The organism is Corynebacterium drakensteinense, assembly GCF_041224285.1.
Classification (GTDB): domain Bacteria; phylum Actinomycetota; class Actinomycetes; order Mycobacteriales; family Mycobacteriaceae; genus Corynebacterium.
On sequence record NZ_JAXOFP010000005.1, the window covers coordinates 1 to 21376 of the forward strand.

Annotated in this window: 17 protein-coding genes and 2 pseudogenes; 8 read left to right on the forward strand and 11 right to left on the reverse strand. The window is 56.5% G+C overall.

Annotated features, from left to right (window positions below; translation table 11 throughout):
• Nucleotides 1–115: 115 nt before the first annotated feature.
• The 6 genes and pseudogenes from U1140_RS04145 to tkt form a co-directional block, all read right to left on the reverse strand.
• Nucleotides 116–1033 (reverse strand): annotated as a pseudogene (locus U1140_RS04145) (transposase); the annotation flags it as partial.
• Nucleotides 1034–1161: 128 nt separating this feature from the next.
• Nucleotides 1162–1890 carry a 6-phosphogluconolactonase gene (gene pgl, locus U1140_RS04150; RefSeq protein ID WP_369846281.1) on the reverse strand — a complete coding sequence of 243 codons (729 nt, stop codon included), beginning with the start codon at nt 1888–1890 and terminating at the stop codon, nt 1162–1164.
• Nucleotides 1891–1929: 39 nt separating this feature from the next.
• Complete coding sequence (locus tag U1140_RS04155) at nt 1930–2859, reverse strand: glucose-6-phosphate dehydrogenase assembly protein OpcA (RefSeq protein ID WP_369846282.1); 930 nt, start codon at nt 2857–2859, stop codon at nt 1930–1932.
• Between the two features lie 64 nt (nt 2860–2923).
• On the reverse strand, nt 2924–4450 hold the full coding sequence (gene zwf / locus U1140_RS04160) for a glucose-6-phosphate dehydrogenase (protein ID WP_369846283.1): 1527 nt from the start codon (nt 4448–4450) through the stop codon (nt 2924–2926).
• A gap of 61 nt (nt 4451–4511) precedes the next feature.
• Nucleotides 4512–5633 (reverse strand): transaldolase, encoded by a 1122-nt coding sequence (gene tal / locus U1140_RS04165; protein ID WP_369846381.1) that lies wholly within the window; start codon nt 5631–5633, stop codon nt 4512–4514.
• A gap of 84 nt (nt 5634–5717) precedes the next feature.
• Nucleotides 5718–7811 (reverse strand): annotated as a pseudogene (gene tkt, locus U1140_RS04170) (transketolase); the annotation flags it as partial.
• 268 nt (nt 7812–8079) lie between these two features.
• Between tkt and U1140_RS04175 the strand changes: the two are divergent.
• Entirely contained in the window at nt 8080–9015 is a 936-nt protein-coding gene (locus U1140_RS04175; protein ID WP_369846284.1) for a heme o synthase, read from the forward strand.
• Between the two features lie 105 nt (nt 9016–9120).
• Here the strand turns inward: U1140_RS04175 and U1140_RS04180 are convergent, their stop codons facing one another.
• The 5 genes from U1140_RS04180 to mptB form a co-directional block, all read right to left on the reverse strand.
• A complete protein-coding gene (locus U1140_RS04180; protein WP_369846285.1) occupies nt 9121–10098 on the reverse strand; it encodes a quinone oxidoreductase family protein in 978 nt (325 codons plus the stop codon).
• Nucleotides 10099–10180: 82 nt separating this feature from the next.
• A complete protein-coding gene (locus U1140_RS04185; protein ID WP_369846382.1) occupies nt 10181–11137 on the reverse strand; it encodes a COX15/CtaA family protein in 957 nt (318 codons plus the stop codon).
• A gap of 137 nt (nt 11138–11274) precedes the next feature.
• Nucleotides 11275–12036, reverse strand: coding sequence for an ABC transporter permease (locus tag U1140_RS04190; protein ID WP_369846286.1), 762 nt, complete (start codon nt 12034–12036; stop codon nt 11275–11277).
• A complete protein-coding gene (locus U1140_RS04195; protein ID WP_369846287.1) occupies nt 12029–12982 on the reverse strand; it encodes an ABC transporter ATP-binding protein in 954 nt (317 codons plus the stop codon). Before U1140_RS04195 ends, U1140_RS04190 begins: the two co-directional genes overlap by 8 nt.
• Nucleotides 12983–12987: 5 nt before the next feature.
• Nucleotides 12988–14649, reverse strand: a complete 1662-nt coding sequence (gene mptB / locus U1140_RS04200; RefSeq protein WP_369846288.1) for a polyprenol phosphomannose-dependent alpha 1,6 mannosyltransferase MptB — start codon at nt 14647–14649, stop codon at nt 12988–12990.
• Nucleotides 14650–15042: 393 nt separating this feature from the next.
• Here mptB and U1140_RS04205 point away from each other — a divergent pair, with 393 nt between their 5' ends.
• The 7 genes from U1140_RS04205 (at nt 15043) to U1140_RS04235 (ending at nt 21359) form a co-directional block, all read left to right on the forward strand.
• Entirely contained in the window at nt 15043–15702 is a 660-nt protein-coding gene (locus tag U1140_RS04205; RefSeq protein WP_369846383.1) for a helix-turn-helix transcriptional regulator, read from the forward strand.
• On the forward strand, nt 15683–17125 hold the full coding sequence (gene sufB / locus U1140_RS04210) for a Fe-S cluster assembly protein SufB (protein ID WP_306515591.1): 1443 nt from the start codon (nt 15683–15685) through the stop codon (nt 17123–17125). The genes U1140_RS04205 and sufB overlap by 20 nt, the downstream gene beginning before the upstream one ends.
• A gap of 1 nt (nt 17126) precedes the next feature.
• Nucleotides 17127–18293, forward strand: coding sequence for a Fe-S cluster assembly protein SufD (gene sufD / locus U1140_RS04215; protein WP_306515590.1), 1167 nt, complete (start codon nt 17127–17129; stop codon nt 18291–18293).
• Between the two features lie 77 nt (nt 18294–18370).
• Complete coding sequence (gene sufC / locus U1140_RS04220) at nt 18371–19126, forward strand: Fe-S cluster assembly ATPase SufC (RefSeq protein ID WP_306515589.1); 756 nt, start codon at nt 18371–18373, stop codon at nt 19124–19126.
• A 99-nt stretch (nt 19127–19225) separates the two neighbouring features.
• A complete protein-coding gene (locus tag U1140_RS04225) occupies nt 19226–20467 on the forward strand; it encodes a cysteine desulfurase (protein ID WP_369846289.1) in 1242 nt (413 codons plus the stop codon).
• A 5-nt stretch (nt 20468–20472) separates the two neighbouring features.
• A complete protein-coding gene (gene sufU / locus U1140_RS04230) occupies nt 20473–20925 on the forward strand; it encodes a Fe-S cluster assembly sulfur transfer protein SufU (RefSeq protein WP_369846290.1) in 453 nt (150 codons plus the stop codon).
• Nucleotides 20925–21359, forward strand: coding sequence for a metal-sulfur cluster assembly factor (locus U1140_RS04235; RefSeq protein ID WP_306515586.1), 435 nt, complete (start codon nt 20925–20927; stop codon nt 21357–21359). Before sufU ends, U1140_RS04235 begins: the two co-directional genes overlap by 1 nt.
• Nucleotides 21360–21376 lie beyond the last annotated feature (17 nt).

Here is a 21376-nt window from a genome sequence, read left to right on the forward strand (position 1 = left end):
GTCTTGGTGGCAGATTGAGTCCTGTCGAATACTTCTAACGCTTTAAGTCGTTGCGCATTCGTGTATCGAATATTAGTCATGCGGAAAATCTCTCCAAGATTTCGTCCGCATCCCCCATAGTGTCATCATCGGGATGGTCTCTACGCAACCGCCCGGAAATCTGCTCAGGAGAATTCTTTTCTTTCAGCATCTCCCACACACGGCTGCCTAATTCTGGGTTGGCCTCAACCTTGCGCTTTTTCGGGCGAAACCTAGACAACACAGACTTACGCTGCGCATGGGTGGGTAGATACACACCGAATTCGTCTCGATTGCGTTTGAGTTCCTTGCTAATCGTGCCAGGTGAGCGGCCTAGTCGCCGGGCTATCTCGCGGACACCATAATTCTGGCGAAGCAAATCAAAAATAAGCTCGCGTTCTTCTACACACAAGTAACGCAATGAAATACGCTGGTCGATCCTTTCTTGAGGAATAACCTGAACCGGCACAGCTACCCGACCGTCGACATGAGAAATAACCTGCATAAGCCTGTTATACAGTGCAACGTCGGGACCATCGGGAACAAACGGGACACGCGCGCCACGCAGCTTTATCACACCCTTATCAATATCCAAAGCATCACGCGGATTGATACCACACGCCAGGGCTGCATCTTTGCGTCCTAAAGCATTCGCGCGTAGTTGCAGGTATTCACACCGACGAGATGTAGCTGCTGCTCTACGCCCGTGTGAGTTTCGCTGCCATAAGCCCAGCTCGATACCAATGCGATAGACCACGCTTGGCCCGACAGATAGTATTCGCACGATTTCCATCGGGGCCAGGCCATCCAGCCACAACCGAGTGATTTCTTCTTCCGTACCTGGGCTTACCGGATTTTTACTCCTCATCGGCAGTTGAAGCTGATGTGCAAGCCGGTAAGCCACAGACAACGGCATGTCAACCACACCAGCAGCAGCACGAACCGAATCACCGGCCCGAACAAGAGCACAAAAGCGAGCAGTAACAGCAGAATCCGGATCCCACTTCGCTCCCACACAATCACCTAACCCATGTCAGGTGTTTCCACGACCCCTAGAATCCAAGCTAACTGCAACAACCTTGCGGTGTTAACGCGCGGCGTGCTCTGGTGGCAGAGGCTGCTTTTGCGCGTAGAGGAGCTGCTTTAGTGTGCAGGAATGGCGTCGCTAAACAACAAGGTCTCGATGCGGCCATGCACCAGTGTCGCCGGGCACGACTTATCTGGTCCTGCCGTGGAGACCAGGCGTGCAACGGCGTCTTCTTTATTCCTCCCGGCGGCCAAAAACCAAATCCGGTCGGCGTGAGCAACCGCCGACAGTCCCAGACTCAGGCGCTCAGCCGGTGGTTTCGGCGAGTCTGTCACCGCAATAACGTCTGCTTCGTTATCAAGGCCAGCATGGTTCGGAAACAGGGAATTGATGTGGCCGTCGTCGCCCAAGCCGAGCAGATGGATATCGAAGCCGGCAGGTGCGACCTTGTTGATTACCGCGGAGTACTCGTCAGCGCGTTCGTTCAGGTCTGTGCCGCCGCTTAGTCCATAGCCGTGGATGCGTTCTGCAGGGATGTCGAGCTTATCGAGCAGCGCGCCGCGCGCTTGCCCCTCGTTCGATTCCGCGTCGGCAAGCGAAAGATTGCGCTCGTCACCGAAGAATATTTCGATACGTTGCCAGTCCACATCGGCCGCGTCATCTGTGCTCGCAAGCGCTTCCAATACCGCGATACCTGAAGAACCGCCGGTGAACACGACGCGCGCAATGCCGTCGTCATGTGCGCCGCCCTCTCCACTTTGGATCTCACTGATGAGTGCAACGAACCGCTGCGCGACCTTGTCCGCTAAATCTCGCTTATCCGTTGCTGGGAAAATAGTGGTCATGAACGACATTCCTTTCGCATCTACTGCGGTAGTCGACTGCTATAGTTGTTCGCTTGCCCGCAAGGAGCGTGCATAAATTTCATCGGCATCAAGGTGGCGGAGCTCTTCTGACAATCGTTCGGCCCAGCTACGTACGTTCAAAGCCACCAGGCTCCGGGCAGCACCCGGAATTTCGACGCTGACAGTATGATTATCCGCACGTGCGATGCGCACCTGTTCGCCGTCGTCCATGAACAAGATCAGCTCCGCAACGGCAAACTGCTCTGCGAGCACAGAGATGTCGGCGCGAGCGTTTGTGTGCGCAGAATCATCAACCTGGCTGGAGACTTCCACGCCCAAAGCATCGGCAAGCCAGCCCGCAGCGATAGCATGTTCGGGGCCGCCGTCGCCGGTAATACTGACCTTGACGACGCGGTGGTCTGGGTAACGATCGAGTGCAGAGGCCACGATGCCACGCCACGCGGTGATCGCAGACCAGGCGGTATCGGAATCACCCGGGGCATAGTTGTGAGCAAGCGCGGATAATTCCGCGGCAGAGGTGATGCGGCGCTGGGCGATCTGCCCGATCGGGTCAGTAGCAGGCTGGTCAGGATGCACGTTCGGCCACCACGCCACGATCGGCGTATCTGGCAACAATAATGGCGTGACGATAGCCGAAGGGTGGTGGGCCATGGCCCCATTGAGCGTCATCACGACGATCTCGGAGGCTCCGGCTTCGCCACCAACGCGCAATTCTGCATCCAGGTACGTCTCGTCGGACGAGTCTGCGGTCAACAAAATCAAGACGCGAGCTGGGTGCTCGTGCGAGGCATCACGGCTGGCACGCAGAATAGCTTCCACGTCATCGCTGACGGAGGCCACGATGATCAGCGTCAGCACACGGCCTGTAGTGAGGGTGTAGTGCTCTTGCGCAAGATTGAGTTCGCGGGCGATATCGGTGGTTGTCGTATCCGTGAGGTAATGAATCATAGTTGTTAATTAGTCCTTGCTCGGTGGGTACACGGACGGTTCTGTGGAGACACGGATACCTTGCTTACGGCCGTCGCCAGGTGTGGCCACGGCGAGCCAACATCTCATCGCTGCTGGCCGGGCCCCAACTGCCTGCTGGGTAGTCATCAGGTTGATCCGCGTGTTGCCAATATTCGAGCATCGGATCCAGAATCGCCCAGCTTAGCTCGACTTCCTTATTTGTCGGGAACAAGCTGGATTCGTCCAACAAGGCATCCAGAATCAGGCGTTCGTAGGCCGCTGGGGATTCTTCGGTGAATGCTTCTGCGTAGGAAAAGTCCATGTTGACATCGCGAACTTCCATACCCGATCCTGGGACCTTGGAACCGAAGCGCATCAGCACGCCTTCGTCAGGCTGCACGCGAATGACGACGGTGTTTTGTCCTTGCTGGGCACCATAATTCGCAAACGGTTGATGCGGGGCATGCTTGAACACCAACGCGATTTCGGTGACCCTTCGTCCTAAGCGTTTGCCGGTGCGGAGGTAGAACGGCACGCCAGCCCACCGCCGCGAATTAATCTGCAGGGTGCACGCAGCATAGGTTTCAGTGGTCGATTCGGGATCGAATCCATCCTCTTCGCGTAGGCCACAGACCTTTTGTGAGCCTTGCCATCCGGCTGAATATTGCCCGCGAGCAGTGTTGTCTGCGATGGGAGTTGCAAGGGAAGTAGCCTGCAGGATCTTGATTTTCTCCGCGCGTAACGCCTGCGGGGTAAACGAGATGGGTTCTTCCATTGCTACGAGTGCTAACAGCTGTAGCAAATGGTTTTGCATGACATCACGTGCTGCGCCAATGCCGTCGTAATAGCCGGCGCGACCGCCGAGACCGATGTCTTCGGCCATCGTGATTTGCACGTGGTCAATGTGCTGGGCATTCCACAGCGGCTCAAAAATCGAATTAGCAAACCGCAGCGCAAAGATATTCTGCACAGTTTCTTTGCCGAGGTAATGATCGATGCGGTAGACCGAGTCTTCCGGAAATACCTGGTTGACGATCTCGTTGAGCTCGCGGGCGGATTGTTCATCGTGGCCAAATGGCTTTTCGATGATCACACGACGCCATGCACCCGGGCGTCCGCTGACCATGTTGGTGCGCTCCAACTGGTGGCATACTTCGGAGAAAAAACTCGGAGGAATCGATAGATAATACGCCCAGTTGCCGGCGGTGCCGCGTTGTTCATCAACTTCTGTTATGCGTTCTGCGAGCCGGTCGAATCCGGTATCGTCGAAGCCCCCGACGACGAATTCCATGCCCGAAGCAAGTTGGCGCCACACGTTTTCGCGAAATGGCGTGCGTGCCCCGTCCTGGACGGCTGCTTTTACGTAGTTCACGAAGTCGTCGTTAGTCCATTCACGACGGCCAAAACCAACGAGAATGAACGCTGATGACAGCAAGCCGCGGTTTGCTAGATCATAAATAGCAGGTAGCAGCTTTTTGTATGCCAAATCGCCGGTGACGCCAAAAATCACCATGCCCGAAGGCCCGGCGATCCTCGGCAGTCGGGAATCGTGCGGATTACGCAAAGGGTTATGCCAAGGAGTCGACGTCACAGGCGGAAGATCCTTTCTCTGCCCAGGAATCAGGGCATGGGTCGTGCTTAGTGTTTTGGCGCTAGTCGCGCTGCAACCGCTGCGAAACGGATTCCAGCAGATCTTCCCACGCGTTCACAAACTTCTCGATGCCCTCGAGCTCAAGTTTCGCGTAGACCTCTGCGAAATCAATTCCGATCGATTCCAACTGGCCGAAGACTGTTCCGGCGCTATCGCCTGCGCCAGTCAACGTGTCGCCCTTGATAGTACCGCTATCCACTACCGCGTTGAGTGTGGCTTCCGGCATAGTGTTGACGGTGTCTGGTCCGGCCAGCTCGGTGACGTACATGTCAGCAGGATAGGCTGGGTTTTTCACCCCAGTCGATGCCCACAGTGGCCGCTGTTTGTGCGCACCTGGGATCGCAAAATCACTGAACTCGTCGACGAAGAGCGCATAAGCACGGCGCGCGTTCGCGATGCCGGCGCGCCCGCGAAGCTCGAGTGCCTCGTCAGAGCCGATTTCTTCCAGCTGGTTATCGATCTCGGTATCGATGCGCGAGACGAAGAACGAAGCCACCGAGTGGATCTTGGACAAATCAAGTCCATTGTCCTGGGCTTGCTTAATGCCGTCCTTGTAGGCGCGGATGACTTCCCGGTAACGCTCGACGGAAAAGATTAAGGTCACGTTGACGGAAATGCCTTCTGCCAATGCGGCGGTGATCGCCGGGAGACCTTCCGGGGTCGCCGGAATCTTGATCATGGCATTGTCGCGGTCGACTTTCTTCCACAGCTCTCGAGCTTGGGCCAGAGTTTTCTCGGTGTCAGCCGAATAGCGTGGGTCAACTTCGATAGAGACTCGGCCGTCGGCGCCACCGGTGCGCTGGTAGACCGAAGACAAGACATCGCAGGCAGCTTGCACATCGGCGATGGCCAGTTCATAGACCGCGTCGTCGGCAGCTGCCTTCTTTTCTGCAAGCGCAGCGATGTCATCGTCGTAGGAGTGTCCCTTGCTCATCGCGGCTGAGAAGATCGACGGATTCGTCGTCACGCCAAGAACTGATTTGGTCTCGATCAATTCTGTGAGGTTGCCGGATTCGATGCGCTCGCGAGAAAGATCATCGAGCCAAGTTGCGGTACCGATTGCCGCAAGTTCTGCCAGGGGGCTATCAGCATCTGCAGTATCGACAGCTTGTGCCGGGGTCACTGCAGCGGTGTTGTGTGCGTTCGCTGCACTTGTACCTGCCGATTCTGCTTCGGCATTCCAACCGGGAACCTCGTTTGCCTTCGGTGCTTGGTCCAATGCCAATTTTGCTTCGGCGACGACGTTATCGACGCTAAAGCCAAACTTCTCGAATAGTTCTTCTGCCGGGGCAGATGCTCCATAGTGTTCGAGGGAGACCTGGCGGCCGTATGGGGCGGTGTATTTGTGCCACGGCATTGCCAAACCAGCCTCGATCGATACGCGAGCGGATACCTCGCGCGGCAATACGGCTTCGCGGTAAGCCTCGTCTTGCGCTTCAAACCATTCCAAACATGGTGCAGAGACCACGCGAGTGGGAATACCGTCTTCTTCCAAACGCTGTGCGGCAGCAACTGCAAGGTGTACTTCCGAACCCGTAGCGATGAGAATTAGTTGCGGCGAGGCAGAGGCTTCGACCAACACGTAGGCGCCCTTGGCGACGCCTGCAGCCGCCTTTTCGGCTGTGCCTTCCAAGACCGGAACATTTTGCCGGGTCAGTGCCAACCCTTTTGGTCCCTTGTCGTGGCGCATTGCAGCAACCCACGCCTGGATGGTCTCGTTCGCGTCGGCAGGACGAATGACCGAAAGATTAGGGATGGCGCGCAGGGCCGCTAGCGTTTCGACAGGCTGGTGGGTTGGGCCGTCTTCGCCCAGACCGATCGAATCGTGCGTCCAGACGTAATAAGTGTCGGTGCCCATCAATGCACCCAGGCGAACCGCGGGGTACATGTATTCCGAGAAAATCAGGAAGGTGCCGCCGTAGACACGGGTGTGCCCGTGCAAAGCGATTCCGTTCATGATCGCGGCCATGCCGTGCTCGCGAATACCAAAGTGCAGATTACGGCCATGAAGCGGATCGGCCTGCCACATATCCGTCGAAATTGACTGCGGGCCGAACGATGGTGCGCCCTTGATGACGGTGTTGTTCGAGCCTGCCAAATCGGCAGATCCACCCCACAGCTCCGGCAGTTGCGCTGCCAAAACCTGCAACGCTTCTGCTGAAGCCTTTCGTGTTGCAATGCCTTTTTCGTCTGGCTGCCACACTGGCATGTCTTCGCCGAAGTTCTCCGGCAGTTCGTAGGCCGCCATGCGATCGAATAGCTGCTTGCGCTCTGGATTTTTCTCTGCCCAAGCGGTAAACGACTTGTTCCATTCTTCCTGGGCTTTCGTGCCGCGTTCTACCAGTTCGCGGGTGTGCTCCAGCACCTTGTCGTCGACATGAAAGTGCTTGTCCGGGTCGAAACCGAGGAAGGTTTTCGTTGCACGAATTTCGTCTTCGCCCAGTGCAGCACCGTGCGAGGCTCCAGTGTTCATGGCATTGGGTGCTGGGTACGCGATGACAGTTTGCACGCGAATAAACGTCGGGCGTGAAGTGTCTTGCTTTGCCAGCTTCACGGCTTGTTCCAGGGCGCTGACATCTTCACCAGAGCCGACCTCAAGCACCTGCCAACCGTAGGCTTCGTAGCGCTTGGCGACGGATTCCGAGAACGCAATATCGGTGTCGTCTTCGATGGAGATGTTGTTGTCATCCCAGAAAACGATGAGATTGCCCAATTGCTGTGTGCCCGCCAGCGAGCAAGCCTCTGCGGTGACGCCTTCTTGCACGTCGCCGTCGGAACAAATTGTGTAGACGTAGTGATCGAACGGCGATTCACCAGCGGGTGCATCGGGATCGAAAAGGCCGCGTTCTTTGCGGGCAGCCATCGCCATACCGACCGATGAGGCGAGGCCTTGCCCCAATGGGCCCGTGGTGATCTCTACACCCGCGGTGTGCCCATATTCAGGGTGGCCGGGGGTTAAGGAATCCCAGGTCCGCAGCTTTTTCAGATCGTCCAATTCCAGACCGAAACCGCCGAGGAACAACTGAATATATTGGGTAAGGGAGGAGTGTCCGACGGATAATACGAAACGGTCGCGTCCTACCCACTGGGGGTCAGCAGGGTTGTGGTTGAGCACCCGCTGGTAGAGCGTGTACGCCAATGGTGCGAGAGACATAGCGGTGCCGGGGTGCCCAGAACCGCAGTTTTGCACGGCGTCGGCAGCAAGCAGGCGCACCGTGTCCACAGCGCGGGTATCAGTCTCGCTCCAGTCGCTGGGGTAACGACGAATGGTCTTCGCTTTGAGTTTGGGGGACAGTGACACAGCTAGTTCCTCGCATCAATCTGTTTGCAACGGTGATATCAATGGTGTGCCCCATAGTTTAAAGGTAGGCCCTAACTTTTGCGTACTTGCATGCGATTAGGAACCGCACTGGGGGCAGCGTGTAGGATATGGTGGTTCGAGACAGTGAGTTCTTATCCGCCGAAAGTTGGTGGGAACTTTCCGCCCTTTGTAAACGACTATCTCTTATGCCGCCGAAATCCCAGCCGAGGCCCACAGGCGGCATGTAACCAGAGAACGATATGGCACGTTGTTGGAGGATTTTTCCTTGGGGAAGATCAAGGCATATTTCGCATTAACCAAGCCGCGGATAATTGAACTGCTCTTGGTGGCTGCGCTTCCCGCTATGCTGCAGGCAGAGCGCGGTGCGGAGGCGATAGCTGGTAACTTTGGCTTGATCATCCTTACCCTTTTGGGCGGTTGGATGGGCGCTTCTGCTGCGCACACCTTCAATATGGTCGCCGACTATGAGCTTGACCAGAAAATGAAACGCACTCGCGGCCGACCGTTGGTTAACGATGCGGTCTCGAAACGCGAGGCCGCAGTCTTCGGCGCAGTATTACTGATAATTTCGGTGCTGTGGCTGGGCGTTCTGGCCAATTCCTGGCTTGCTGCGTTATTCGTGATTCTGACAAACGTGCACTACATCTTGGTTTATACCAAGTTCTTGAAGCGTCGGACCTCGCAAAATATTGTGTGGGGTGGGCTCGCTGGCTGTATGCCAGTCATGGTCGGCTGGGCTGTGATCACCGATAACGCGCCTGCCGACGAACCGTCGCAATGGTGGCAAGCTATCGCGCTGTTTTTGATCATCTTCTTCTGGACGCCACCGCACACCTGGGCGCTCGCGATGAAGTACAAAGACGACTACAAACGCGCAGGTATTCCGATGCTGCCAGTCGTCGCCAAAGAATCAGAAGTCACGCGGCAGATTTTGCTGTATTCAGTTGCGATGGTAATCACCTCGTTTGTGCTGATTCCGGCTGCTTCCTGGATTTATCTGGTGGGTGCTGTCAGCACCGCAGCCGTGTTCTTGTTCATGGCTAATCGCCTGCACCAGGGCGTGAAAAAAGGCGCCAAGGTACAACCCATGGCGCTGTTTATCTGGTCAAATAATTACCTAGCGATTCTTTTCTTGACCTTGTCCGTCGACGCACTCGTCGGTTGGACACCGTTTATAGGCTAGCGACAATCGCGGGCCACTAACGGCGCCCCCGGACACCGCTTCCACACCGGGCGCGCAAAAGACGGTGCAGCAGCGGTGTGGCCCGTTGCTGAAGTCTCCTGGGACTTATTGATGTTCGTCCTCCTGTACCCACAAAACGATGGAACCGGTGGTTTTGCGGTCTTGTAGATCCCGATGAGCTTGTGCGGCTTGTGCCAGTGGATACGAATTACTAATCCGGAATTGCAGATCGCCGTCAACCACAGCTTGCACAACGGCTTGAGCGCGCATCTGGAATTCTCCCTCACGGCTGGTCCAACCGGCGACAGATGGGCGGGTGAGAAAGATAGAGCCTTTTTGGTTGAGAATCTGCGGATCAATCGGATCAACCGGCCCGGAGGCTGCGCCAAACAAACACACGACGCCACGTTCACGCACCATGTCGAGCGATTGTTCGAAAGTATCTTTGCCCACGCCGTCATAGACGACATCGACACCGTGACCGTCGGTCAGCTCGCGCACTTGCTGTACCAAATCTGGCCCGTAGCGCAGCACATGGCTTGCGCCGGCGTCGTATGAAAGCTGCTCTTTTTCGTCACTAGAGACCACGGTGTAAACCTTGGCTCCGGCGGCGGCTGCCAGCTGTGTCGCGACTAAGCCCACGCCGCCTGCGCCTGCGGTAATCAGGCAAGTATCGTCGGCGGAAAGCTCGTAAACCCCGTGAGTTAAATAATGTGCGGTAATGCCTTGCAACAGCATGGATGCCGCGGTGGGCAGGTCAAAGTCGTTCGGCACAGCGACCAGCTTTTCCCGGTCGACACACACTTGCTCAGCATACGAACCAAAGGCGGTATTCCACGCCACCATCGTGCCCTCTGCAATCTTGCCCGCCGGATCCTGACGGACGCGACCAACGCCTTCAAAACCAGGGGTAAACGGAACCTCAGCGGAATAAATGCCCTCGCGGTAGTAGGTGTCGATGTAGTTGACCCCTGCGACGAGGACATCCACGAGAACCTGGTCAGCATTCGGCTTTGGCGCGGTGACCTCGGCTAGCTGCAGGACGTCCGGTCCACCGGTTTGCTTAATCTGTATTGCCTTCATAACTTACGAGGGTACAGGGCAAAACCACTCGATGAGTCTAGATTCCGCATTTCGGTGTTGGACTAGGTTGGACTAGGTTGGACTAGCCCGATTGAGCAGCCGGGGTGTGATCCGGTAAAGACTTGCCGAACATGACCGGTACACCTGGCAACCGCGGGCGCGCATATCCGCGGGCCCAGAGCGCTGCGGTGAAGGCGACGACGACAGAGCTCATCGCGATATGGAACGGCACCGTCCAGCGCGGTACGCCGAGGTAAAACTGGGCGACGCCAATTGCCCACTGCACGATAATGGCACCCACTAGCACCCAGGCGGTATATTTCGCCCGTCGCGGTGCCTTTTGCTTGTAGAGCTGCCACACCACCAACAGCGTCAACAGCAAGTAGGCATACATGCACACCGCGTGCACGATGGCGAGAACTTCTGTATCGAGCTCGAGACGTCCTTCCATTCCGGCGTCTGCATCGCCCGAGTGTGGGCCAGATCCGGTGACCATAGTGCCGGTGATCAGAACGATTGCCAAGGCTATGGCTGCTAATGCTGCGAAGCGGCGAGTGTTCGCCCCGAAGAATTGGCGCGGGGCTTGCTCATCGTCTTCCACTATCCGGGTGTACAACAGTGCGGCAATCCAGACCAGAATCATTGAGGGCAAGAAATGTATGGCCACTGACCACCACTGCAGCTCCAAGTGCACGGAAATCCCGCCGATCACTGCTTGGACGACGATGCCGAAAATCGATAATGCACCGTAGACGATGAGCTCGCGACGTCGGCCGGCCATGATTACCGCAACCAACACTGCGATCGCAGCTGCAACTACAACGAAGGTGAGCAAGCGATTACCGAATTCAATAAGTTGGTGGACCCACGGTTGTGCACCCGCGACGGGAACGAGGGAGCCTTCTTGACAATTCGGCCAAGTATCGCAGCCGAGCCCAGAACCTGTGACGCGGACGATGGAACCGGAAACCGTGATGCCCGCCTGCGCGAGAAGCAACAGCAGTGCCCAAAGCCGCTGCCAGCGTAAGCTGGGCGTCATTTGTTGGCGATGAATCTGCGGCGAATTCGCTTCTGTGGGCGAAGAATCTGCTTCTGCGAGGTTGTTAGTGGGGTGCTGGTTGACGGTACTCACAACGCTCATCCTACTCGGTAAGCAGCCGGGTAAATAGAACCGACTTAATCGAATCGGAATTTTTTGACCGCGAGCCCGGTGGCAACAACGCCCCATGCGCACGTGATAAGCAACTCGACGAGCGGAAAAGCACCAGCCAGGCTCTCGGTCAACGCAGACGCTACCGCTACAGATGGCACTATCGTCCAGATTCCGTTATCGCCGAGACCTTGTGAATAAAGCACCCACCCGACAATGCCCAGCAAGACTAGCCAGCAGAAATTACTCAAACCCAAGACCTTTTCGGCTGCTAAGGTTCCGCCGAGGAAGAGCCCGAAAGCGGTAAAGCAGCCAGCGGCGAGCAACAGGACTAATACGGCGACGAGAGCTGCCCCGAAATTAGCGCTGAACCCCAGGAGTGCAGCGACTATGGAGAGCACGACTGCCTGGAGAAAGGTCACGATGACGATGGCGCATATCTTTCCGACGATAATGGCGCGGCGGGGTACGCCGGATGCGCCTAAACGTTTCAGTGCGCCATAACGGCGGTCAAAAGCCACAGCGATGGCTTGACCAGTAAAACCCGAGCCCATGGCGGCAACTGTGAGGACCATCGGGAATATTTCGTCGATTCCGCGATCCTCGCCAAGCACGGGCACTAGGGATGCGCCGATTAGGATTGCCAACGGAACGACGATATTCAGTAGTAATTGCTCGCCGTGGCGCAGGATTAAGGCAGTTTCCATGCGCGTTTGAGCGAGCGCGATGCGCGCAAACGATGCGGGTTCGGGGCGAGGACTAAAAGTATTGACGGGAAAACTATGCACGGTGATCAACGTTATCGGTAACTGAGAGGAACACATCTTCCAGGTTGCGGGCAGTGATGTTTAGTTCACGCAACAAGGTATTACGTTCAGCGAGAATAGTAGTCAATCGGGCGATAAGCTCCGGGGTGGGTGGAGCGTGTAGCCGGTAGCGGTTGCTGCCGAGTGTGCTCAGGCTCCAATCGTCGGGTAGCGCGCCCGCGGAGAGCTCTTTATCTGTGACAAAAGTCAAACTCTCCCCGCCTGATTCTTCCAGCAGCGCCTGCGTAGTGCCCTCGAGTTGCAGCTGGCCACGGTCGATAATGTAGATGTAGTCAGAAAGTCGCTCGGCTTCGTCCAGCAAGTGCGTGGTTAGTACCACGGTGACGCGATCCCTGCGCAGTGCGGAAATGAGGTCCCAGGTCAAACGGCGTGCCTGTGCATCCATGCCGGCGGTGGGCTCATCGAGAAATACCAGCTCCGGGCGGGGTAGCAAGGCCAGGGCTAGTGAGAGACGTTGTTGCTGCCCACCCGATAATCGTCGATACGTCGTGGTGCGGTGCTCTTGTAGGCCGATCACCTCGAGTAGCCATTCTGGGTCGTGTGGGTTCTTGCAGTACTTCGCTGCTAAATTCAGCTGCTCGATTACCGAGGCTCCAGAATAACCACCGCCACCTTGTAACATCATGCCGATGTGTTGGCGGACTCTATCGGGTTCGACAGACGGATCCATGCCGAGCACGGATACTTTGCCTGCGCTGGGTTTGGTGAATCCTTCACACATTTCGATGGTGGTGGTTTTTCCCGCGCCGTTAGGCCCGAGTAATGAAACGATACGCCCTCGCGGAACAGTCAAGCTTAAGGATTTGACTGCGGTGTTGTCGCCGAAGTTCTTGCTGACAGAGTCGAGGACTAAGGCGGGAGAATTCTGCCCGGATTGCTCGTCTACGCCATCAAAAGTTGTATGCACGCCACTTATTGTAGGGCAGAGCCGCGATTTCGCCGCAGTAGGTAGTAGAACAGCGCGGCGCAACCGGAAAGCACCAGGCCAGTAACCAAAGCCTGCAGATAAATACTCGTGACGACGCCAGGCGGAAGCGCCATCCCGCGCGGAAGCGTTAAAAAGCTGACGATGACGCAATAGACGGTGACCAGTAAACGGAAGACCGCGCGATTGGCCCAGGCGGCGAGTGGAACAATTGCCCACAGCAAGTACCAGGGGTGCACGACAGGGAAGAAAATCACCAAGACCAACATCGCCATGCCGAGTCCGCCAACCGGGTGTATCGCACCGCGGAAAGTTGCAAACAGCATGCGCAGGAGAAAGATCCCGGAAACGAGCACACCAAGACTGCGGGTGAGCACCAGAATGGACTCAGTGTGATCGCCAAGTCCCAACAAGGCGCCAATGAAACCACTGCTGACGCCGAGAGCCGTGGTCAATGACAGCCAGCTACGGATGGTGGCAGCGCCGCCTTGTGCGCCGATCCAGCCGAGATCAATGCCCGTGACGACGGTGACGACGACGATGCTGGCAATCAATACCACGAGATAAAACCCAGCAGCAGTAACCACCGCAATCCAGTGGCGCATTCCTTTATCGGCCAACCATTTCGCCAACAGCATCCCGGCAAAACCGAGTGCAACAAAGCCTGTTACCTTGACCATTCCTGCGCAGGCAATCAAAAACCCACTCGCTACCAACAAGGCCCAGCGCTTGTAGCGGCTCGTGGACTCAATCCCACGAAAAGTCAGTTCCATACCGACTAATAAGAAGCCCAACAGGATCGCCTCGTTGTGGATTCCTCCCAACAGATGCAGCATCACCACCGGATTGAGTACGCCGAGCCATAGTGCGGTCTCCGGTGCCACTCGGCAACGCCGCGCCAGCTTTGCTAATGCCCAGGCCATAGCGGTGATACCCAGCAATGAGACAACACGGTGGGCGAGCACGCCAAAAATAATCCCATCGCCAGTGAGGTGGCTAATCACACCGGCAATGCCCAGACCAACTGGACCATAAGGCGATGGCGATTGGGCCCAGATGAAGGGCACAGAGCGGGCCAGTGGATCATCGGCGCCAAGCAGTTCCACCGGCCCGGCCTCGTAGGGGCTTAAGCCTTGGGCGACGATCGAGCCATTGGCGAGATAAGAATAGATGTCTTGGGTAAACAGCGGGGCAGTAAATACTAGTGGCAGTGACCACGCAGCTAAGGTCTTCTTCAAGTCTGTGGTGGTGACAGTTTTCTGCAGGTCTGCGCCAAAACTCAAGGTGACACCGACGGAGCGGGCCATGGCGACCCATGCTAGCGCGAGAAGCGCAATCCCCACCATCACCAGAGCCGAAGAAGTTTGTAGCATCCGCGCCATCACTGAACCCAACGGAAAATCGGAATATGGGTTGTTGACGACGGGCAAAGCCCCAGCACCCAGGCCGCCGAGTCCGATCAACAGTGTTGCCACGGTGCCAAGCCAGCGCAGGAACCGAAACCTCCGCTGTTGCGCATCGGTGGGGGAAACTTGCGGAGGCAGTGGTGCGGTGTCGTCGTGTAGCTGCGCAGAGCGTGAGCCGGCAGTGCCGATCCGCGGTAGTACCGCACGGATCGGTGGCCAAGGGTTCAACGTGCGCAAATTCACGAAAACATATTTTAGTCATAATTCACGCCAAGGGCGCGCACTCGGGTAAGCGCTATCGCGTGTGCAAAACGGATCCGCTAACAGACCCCGCCGTGTGTCAAAGCCGCGTTGTAGACAAGATTGAAAAGTGTGAGCTTATATTGCCAGTTGGGCCGCAAACTTAGATCCAATTTGAGCCAGTTGGACACCGCGCCAGATTTAAGGAACACTAGTGTTGTCGAATGATGACAAGCCGATAGAGCGTAAAGGAGGTGCAAGGTGGTGGCCCGGTCACACAAGGTTTCCGGAAACGGAAGTTGCTCTAACACAGCTTCCGCGCAGGATTCTTCTGTGAGCAACGGAATTTCTGCGAAAGAAACACGCACCACGGATGGCGATACGCGTCGCCAAGTAATGCACTTATTGCTCACGCTGGGGCCGGTGACGGCCAGCAGGCTCGGTGATCATCTCGGCTTATCAGCCGCAGGTGTGCGCAGGCACCTGGACATTTTGGTGGAAGATGGTCTCACCGAAACCGTGCAGCGGCGCCCGCTTGGGCAGTCGCGCGGGCGTCCGGCGAAGCATTTCCGCCTTACTGATCGGGGACGTGCCAATTTTGGACACTCTTACGATTCCTTGGCATCTGATGCCCTCGATGCCCTGCGAGAGGCAGGAGGATCGGATGCAGTTCGCGAGTTTGCACGCCAGCGTGTTCGCCGAATTCTCGATAGAATTACACCGGCGTCATCTCTTGACGACGTCGACGAAGACGCTGTTGAAAAAACTGCCGAGCAACTTGCGGAAGCACTTAATGAACATGGTTACGTGTCGACGGTTCGCCCGTCGGAATCAGGCATCCAGGTGTGTCAGCACCATTGCCCGATCGCCCACGTTGCAGCAGAACACCCCGAGTTGTGCGAAGCCGAGCATGAGGTCATTACTTCGCTTCTTAGCCACCACGTGCAGCCTTTGGCTACCATCGCGGAAGGCCACGGGATCTGCACAACAAATATTCCCTTGACGCAATCACCCACCATGATGAAAGGAGCTGGTCATGACTCAGGCACAACCTAAGCCAGAGACTCCGCAGATGACCGATGATGAGATTATCGATTCGATCGGGGCATACGAATACGGCTGGCACGACACCGACGTTGCAGGCGCATCCGCCGAACGTGGAATTAGTGAAGACGTCGTACGCGATATTTCGCGCCGCAAGAACGAGCCAGAGTGGATGCTCGAAGCTCGCCTGAAGGCTTACCGCATCTTCGATAAGAAGCCGATGCCTACGTGGGGCGCAGATCTCTCAGACATCGATTTCGACCAGATTAAGTACTACGTCTCGTCCACCGAAGGTCAGGCGGCTTCGTGGGAAGATCTCCCAGAAGACATTAAAGCCACCTACGACAAGCTTGGTATTCCAGAAGCCGAAAAGCAGCGCCTGGTTGCCGGTGTTGCCGCACAGTACGAATCCGAAGTTGTGTACCACCAGATTCGTGAAGACTTGCAGGAAAAGGGTGTCATCTTCGTCGACACCGACACTGGTCTGCGCGAATACGAAGACCTCTTCAAAGAATACTTCGGCTCCGTGATTCCAGCCGGTGACAACAAGTTCTCCGCGTTGAATACCTCTGTATGGTCCGGCGGCTCCTTTATCTACGTGCCGAAGGGCGTCCACGTCGATATTCCGCTGCAGGCATATTTCCGCATTAACACGGAAAACATGGGCCAATTCGAGCGCACTCTCATCATCGTCGACGAAGGCGCGTACGTGCACTACGTTGAGGGCTGCACCGCGCCGATCTATAAGTCGGATTCGCTGCACTCCGCCGTCGTGGAAATCGTCGTCAAGAAAAACGCTCGTTGCCGCTACACCACGATCCAGAACTGGTCGCAGAACGTTTACAACCTCGTGACCAAGCGCGCGAAGGCCGAAGAAGGCGCCACTATGGAATGGGTCGATGGCAACATCGGCTCGAAGGTCACCATGAAATACCCAGCCGTCTGGATGACTGGCGAAGGCGCCAAGGGCGAAGTTCTGTCCGTGGCTTTTGCCGGCGAGAATCAGTTCCAGGACACCGGCGCCAAGATGGTGCACATGGCTCCACGGACTTCCTCCAACGTGGTATCGAAGTCCGTCGCCCGCGCAGGTGGCCGTGCTTCCTACCGCGGACTCGTGCAGATCAACAAGAATGCGAAGCACTCCACGTCGAATATTGAGTGCGACGCCTTGCTGGTCGATTCCATCTCGCGTACCGATACTTATCCATATAACGACATCCGCAACGAGTACGTCACTCTCGGCCACGAGGCGACGGTCTCGCAGGTCTCCGAAGAGCAGCTGTTCTACCTGATGTCGCGCGGTATCGCTGAAGAAGAAGCGATGGCGATGATTGTGCGCGGCTTCGTTGAGCCGATTGCTAAAGAGCTGCCGATGGAATACGCACTCGAATTGAACCGCTTGATCGAACTACAAATGGAAGGATCCGTGGGCTAAATTGGTTAACTCCAACGAATTCAACACCACGAAAGCAGCCACGAAGGGCGACCAATTCACGTCGTTCAACGTCGATGATTTCACGGTGCCCAGTGGACGCGATGAGGTCTGGCGCTATATCTCTCTGCGCAGCCTTCGCGGCCTGCACGACGGTACTTTCGCCGAGGTCGTCGAACAGAACATCAGCGTAAGCGAACAAGATGGCGTCAAGAGCGAAAAAGTTGCTCCCGACGATTCCCGTCTGGGACGTGCGGGTGCACCGGCAGACCGTGTCGCAGCGCAAGCATGGACTTCGATGCCCGCTGGTCAGGTCATCACCATTGACGGCGATAAGCAGTACGACGATGCCGTGGTCATCACGATCACCGGTGCAGGCGACGATGTAACGTCTTTCGGTGCTACGTCGGTAGAGATCGGCAACCATGCTGAGGTCACCGTCGTATTGAACTACCAAGGCACAGGCACGCACGCAGACAACGTGGAATTTGTCATCGGTGACGGCGCCCACGTCAACGTGGTGGTTGATGCCGATTGGGACGATGACGCAGTGCACCTGTCACACCAGGTTGCATCGCTGGGACGTGACGCAACCCTGCGCCACAACGCAGCCATCTTTGGTGGCGAGATCGTTCGCATGGTGCCTCGCGTCGGTTTCCGTGCGCCAGGTGGCGATGCGGAATTGCTGGGCGTGTACTACGCATCCGAAGGTCAGTACTTCGAAAACCGTCTGTTGATGGATCACTCGCAGCCATCGTGCCGTTCCAACGTCATGTACAAGGGCGCGATTCAGGGAGCACCGGGCTCTTCCAAGCCAGACGCTCGCTCGTGCTGGGTTGGCGATATTCTGATTCGCTCAAACGCAGAAAACACTGACACCTACGAGGTCAACCGCAACCTGTTGCTGACCGACGGTGCCCGCGCAGATGCGATTCCGAACTTGGAAATCGAAACCGGCGAGATCGCTGGAGCTGGCCACGCCGCAACCGTCGGCCGGTTCGACGACGAGCAGGTTTACTACCTGATGTCGCGCGGTATCCCAGAAGGAGAGGCACGTCGTTTGATCATCCGTGGCTTCTTCTTGGAGATCATCAACCGCATTCCAGTGCAGAATTTGCGCGAAGACTTGGCAAAGCGAGTCGACGACGAACTCGCAAGCATCTCGGCATAACACGAAATCGAAATCGCTAGGGCAGCGGCTCCAGCCGCCCCTACACGCACGACCTATAACCACGGAAAGAGTGAGCTATGTCTACCTTGGAAATTAAGAATCTGCACGCTCAGGTGCTGCCGTCGGATGAGACCGCAGAGCCAAAGCCAATCCTGAAAGGCGTCAACCTGACCATCAAGTCGGGCGAGACTCACGCCATCATGGGACCAAACGGCTCCGGCAAGTCGACCTTGGCTTACGCCCTGTCGGGTCACCCTCGTTACGAAATCACCGACGGTGAAGTGCTTCTCGACGGCGAAAACATCCTGGAGATGGAAGTTGACGAGCGCGCGCAGGCCGGTCTGTTCCTCGCCATGCAGTACCCAACCGAAGTTCCTGGCGTTTCCTCCTCGAACTTTATGCGCTCGGCAGTATCCGCCGTTCGCGGCGAAGCACCAAAGCTGCGTGAATGGGTCAAGGAAGTCAACGAAGCCCGTGAGGCGCTGTCCATCGATAAGTCCTTCGGTGAGCGCTCGGTTAACGAAGGCTTCTCCGGTGGTGAGAAGAAGCGCCACGAAGTACTGCAGCTGGGACTGCTGAAACCAAAATTCGCCATCATGGACGAAACCGACTCCGGCCTTGACGTTGACGCGTTGCGTATCGTTTCCGACGGAATTAACCGTTATCAGGAAGAAACCAACGGCGGAATCATGATGATCACCCACTACAAGCGCATCTTGAACTACGTCAACCCTGACTTCGTTCACGTGTTTGCTAAGGGACGTATCGTCGAAACTGGCGGTGCTGAATTGGCCGACACCCTCGAGTCCAGCGGTTACGACCAGTTCATGTAAACGCGACCACTAATGGTCCAGCCGGTAGGGGCATGCATTCGAGGCATGACTGATCTTGCAACGTTTGCACAGATACGAAGAAACTAGGTTTAACTTTCGATGTCTACTTTGGATACCGATGCAATTCGGGCCCAATTTCCGATTCTGTCGCGCACGGTCCGCGGCGATAAGCCGCTGATCTATTTGGATTCAGGTGCGACGTCGCAGCGACCAGCGGCAGTGTGGGAAGCAGAAAAAGAATTCGTGTTGAATTCTTTCGCACCCGTGCACCGAGGTGCTTACCAATTGGCAGAGGAAGCCACCGACGCTTACGAAGATGCCCGCGAAGCGATCGCGCGCTTTGTCGGCGTCGCGGGTGAGGACATCGCATTCACCAAGAATGCCACCGAAGCACTGAACCTAGTTGCTTTCACCTTGGCCGACCCGCGCGCAGGGGATCTGCACGTGGGGGAGGGCGATACCGTCGTGGTCAGCGAGCTCGAACACCACGCGAACCTGGTCCCATGGCAGGAGCTGTGCGAAAAGACTGGAGCCACGCTGAAGTGGTACACGACGACCGACGACGGGCGCATCGACCTAGATTCCTTAGAGCTTGACGAAACGGTGAAGGTCGTCGCCGTGAGCCACCAGTCGAATGTCACTGGTGCCGTGGTCGACGTCGAAGAGGTTGTGCAACGCGCACGTGCCGTCGGCGCTGTGGTGGTTTTGGATGCTTGCCAATCGGTCCCACACATGCCGGTAGATTTCCGCGCCCTCGATGTTGATTTCGCGGCATTTTCCGGACATAAGATGTGCGGGCCATCCGGGGTTGGCGTGCTCTACGGCAAGCCGGAGTTGCTGGCAAAGCTGCCACCGTTTCTGACCGGTGGATCGATGATTGAAGTCGTCAAAATGGAATCCACCACCTTCGCGGAACCGCCACAGCGCTTCGAAGCCGGCACGCAAATGACCAGCCAGGTCGTCGGCCTGGGTGCGGCCGTGAAGTTCTTGGAAGAAATCGGAATGGACAACATTCACGCATACGAACAAGAACTGACGAAGTACTGCCTAGAAAAATTGTCCGCGATCGACGGCGTACAGATTGCTGGGCCACTGGATACCGAAAATCGTGGCGGAGCCGTATCTTTCGTCGTCGACGGGGTGCACCCGCACGATTTGGGGCAGGTCCTGGACGATCAAGGCGTGTGCGTGCGCGTCGGGCACCACTGCGCGTGGCCGGCGCACCGCAGTATCGGAATGCAATCAACTGCCCGGGCAAGCTTCTACCTGTATAACACAACCGAAGAAATCGATGCGCTTGCCGACGGCATCGTTCACGCCCAAGAATTTTTTGGAGTCTGATCTAGATGAATCTCGAATCGATGTATCAGGAAGTGATTCTAGATCACTATAAAAACCCACAACACAGCGGGCTTCGTGATCCCTATCAAGCCGAAGTTCACCACGTCAACCCCTCCTGTGGTGATGAATTGACGCTGCGCGTACAGCTCTCAGCTGACGGCCAGACCGTCGATGACATCTCTTACGACGCCGTGGGCTGTTCGATCTCGCAGGCCTCAACCTCCGTGATGGCCGAAGAACTCATCGGAATGTCACGGGACCACGCGATGGAAAAGCTTGCGGAATTTGAACGCATGATTACCTCCCGCGGTAAGGAAGAAGGCGACGAGGAACTCATCGGTGATGGTGTTGCGTTTTCGGGTGTCTCGAAGTACCCAGCCCGCGTAAAATGTGCACTACTCGGGTGGAAGGCGTTCCAATCCGCGACCGCGGATGCGCTAAATGAATTGGAGAAATAATGTCTGAGAATACTCAAACACAGAACTCTGACCAGCCGGTTGATCCGTACCAGAATGAGAACTCCTCATTCGACGGTGCGCGCGAAAAACCGGAACAAACCGAAGAGCAATTAAGCCTGGCTTATGATTGCGAAGAATTCTTGCGCGACGTCATCGACCCAGAGCTCGGTATCAACGTTGTTGATCTCGGCTTGCTCTACGACATCTGGATTGAAGAGGAAGGCGAGAAGACCCGCTGCGTTATCAACATGACGCTGACTTCGCCAGCCTGCCCGTTGACCGATGTGATCGCTGAACAGGCAGAACAAGCCGTCGTGGGTAACACGAAGTGCGATGAACTAGAACTCAACTGGGTATGGATGCCGCCATGGGGTCCACAGATGATCACGGATGAAGGCCGCGAACAGCTGCGCGCACTCGGCTTCGCCGTATAACAGCTGCAACGCCTAGC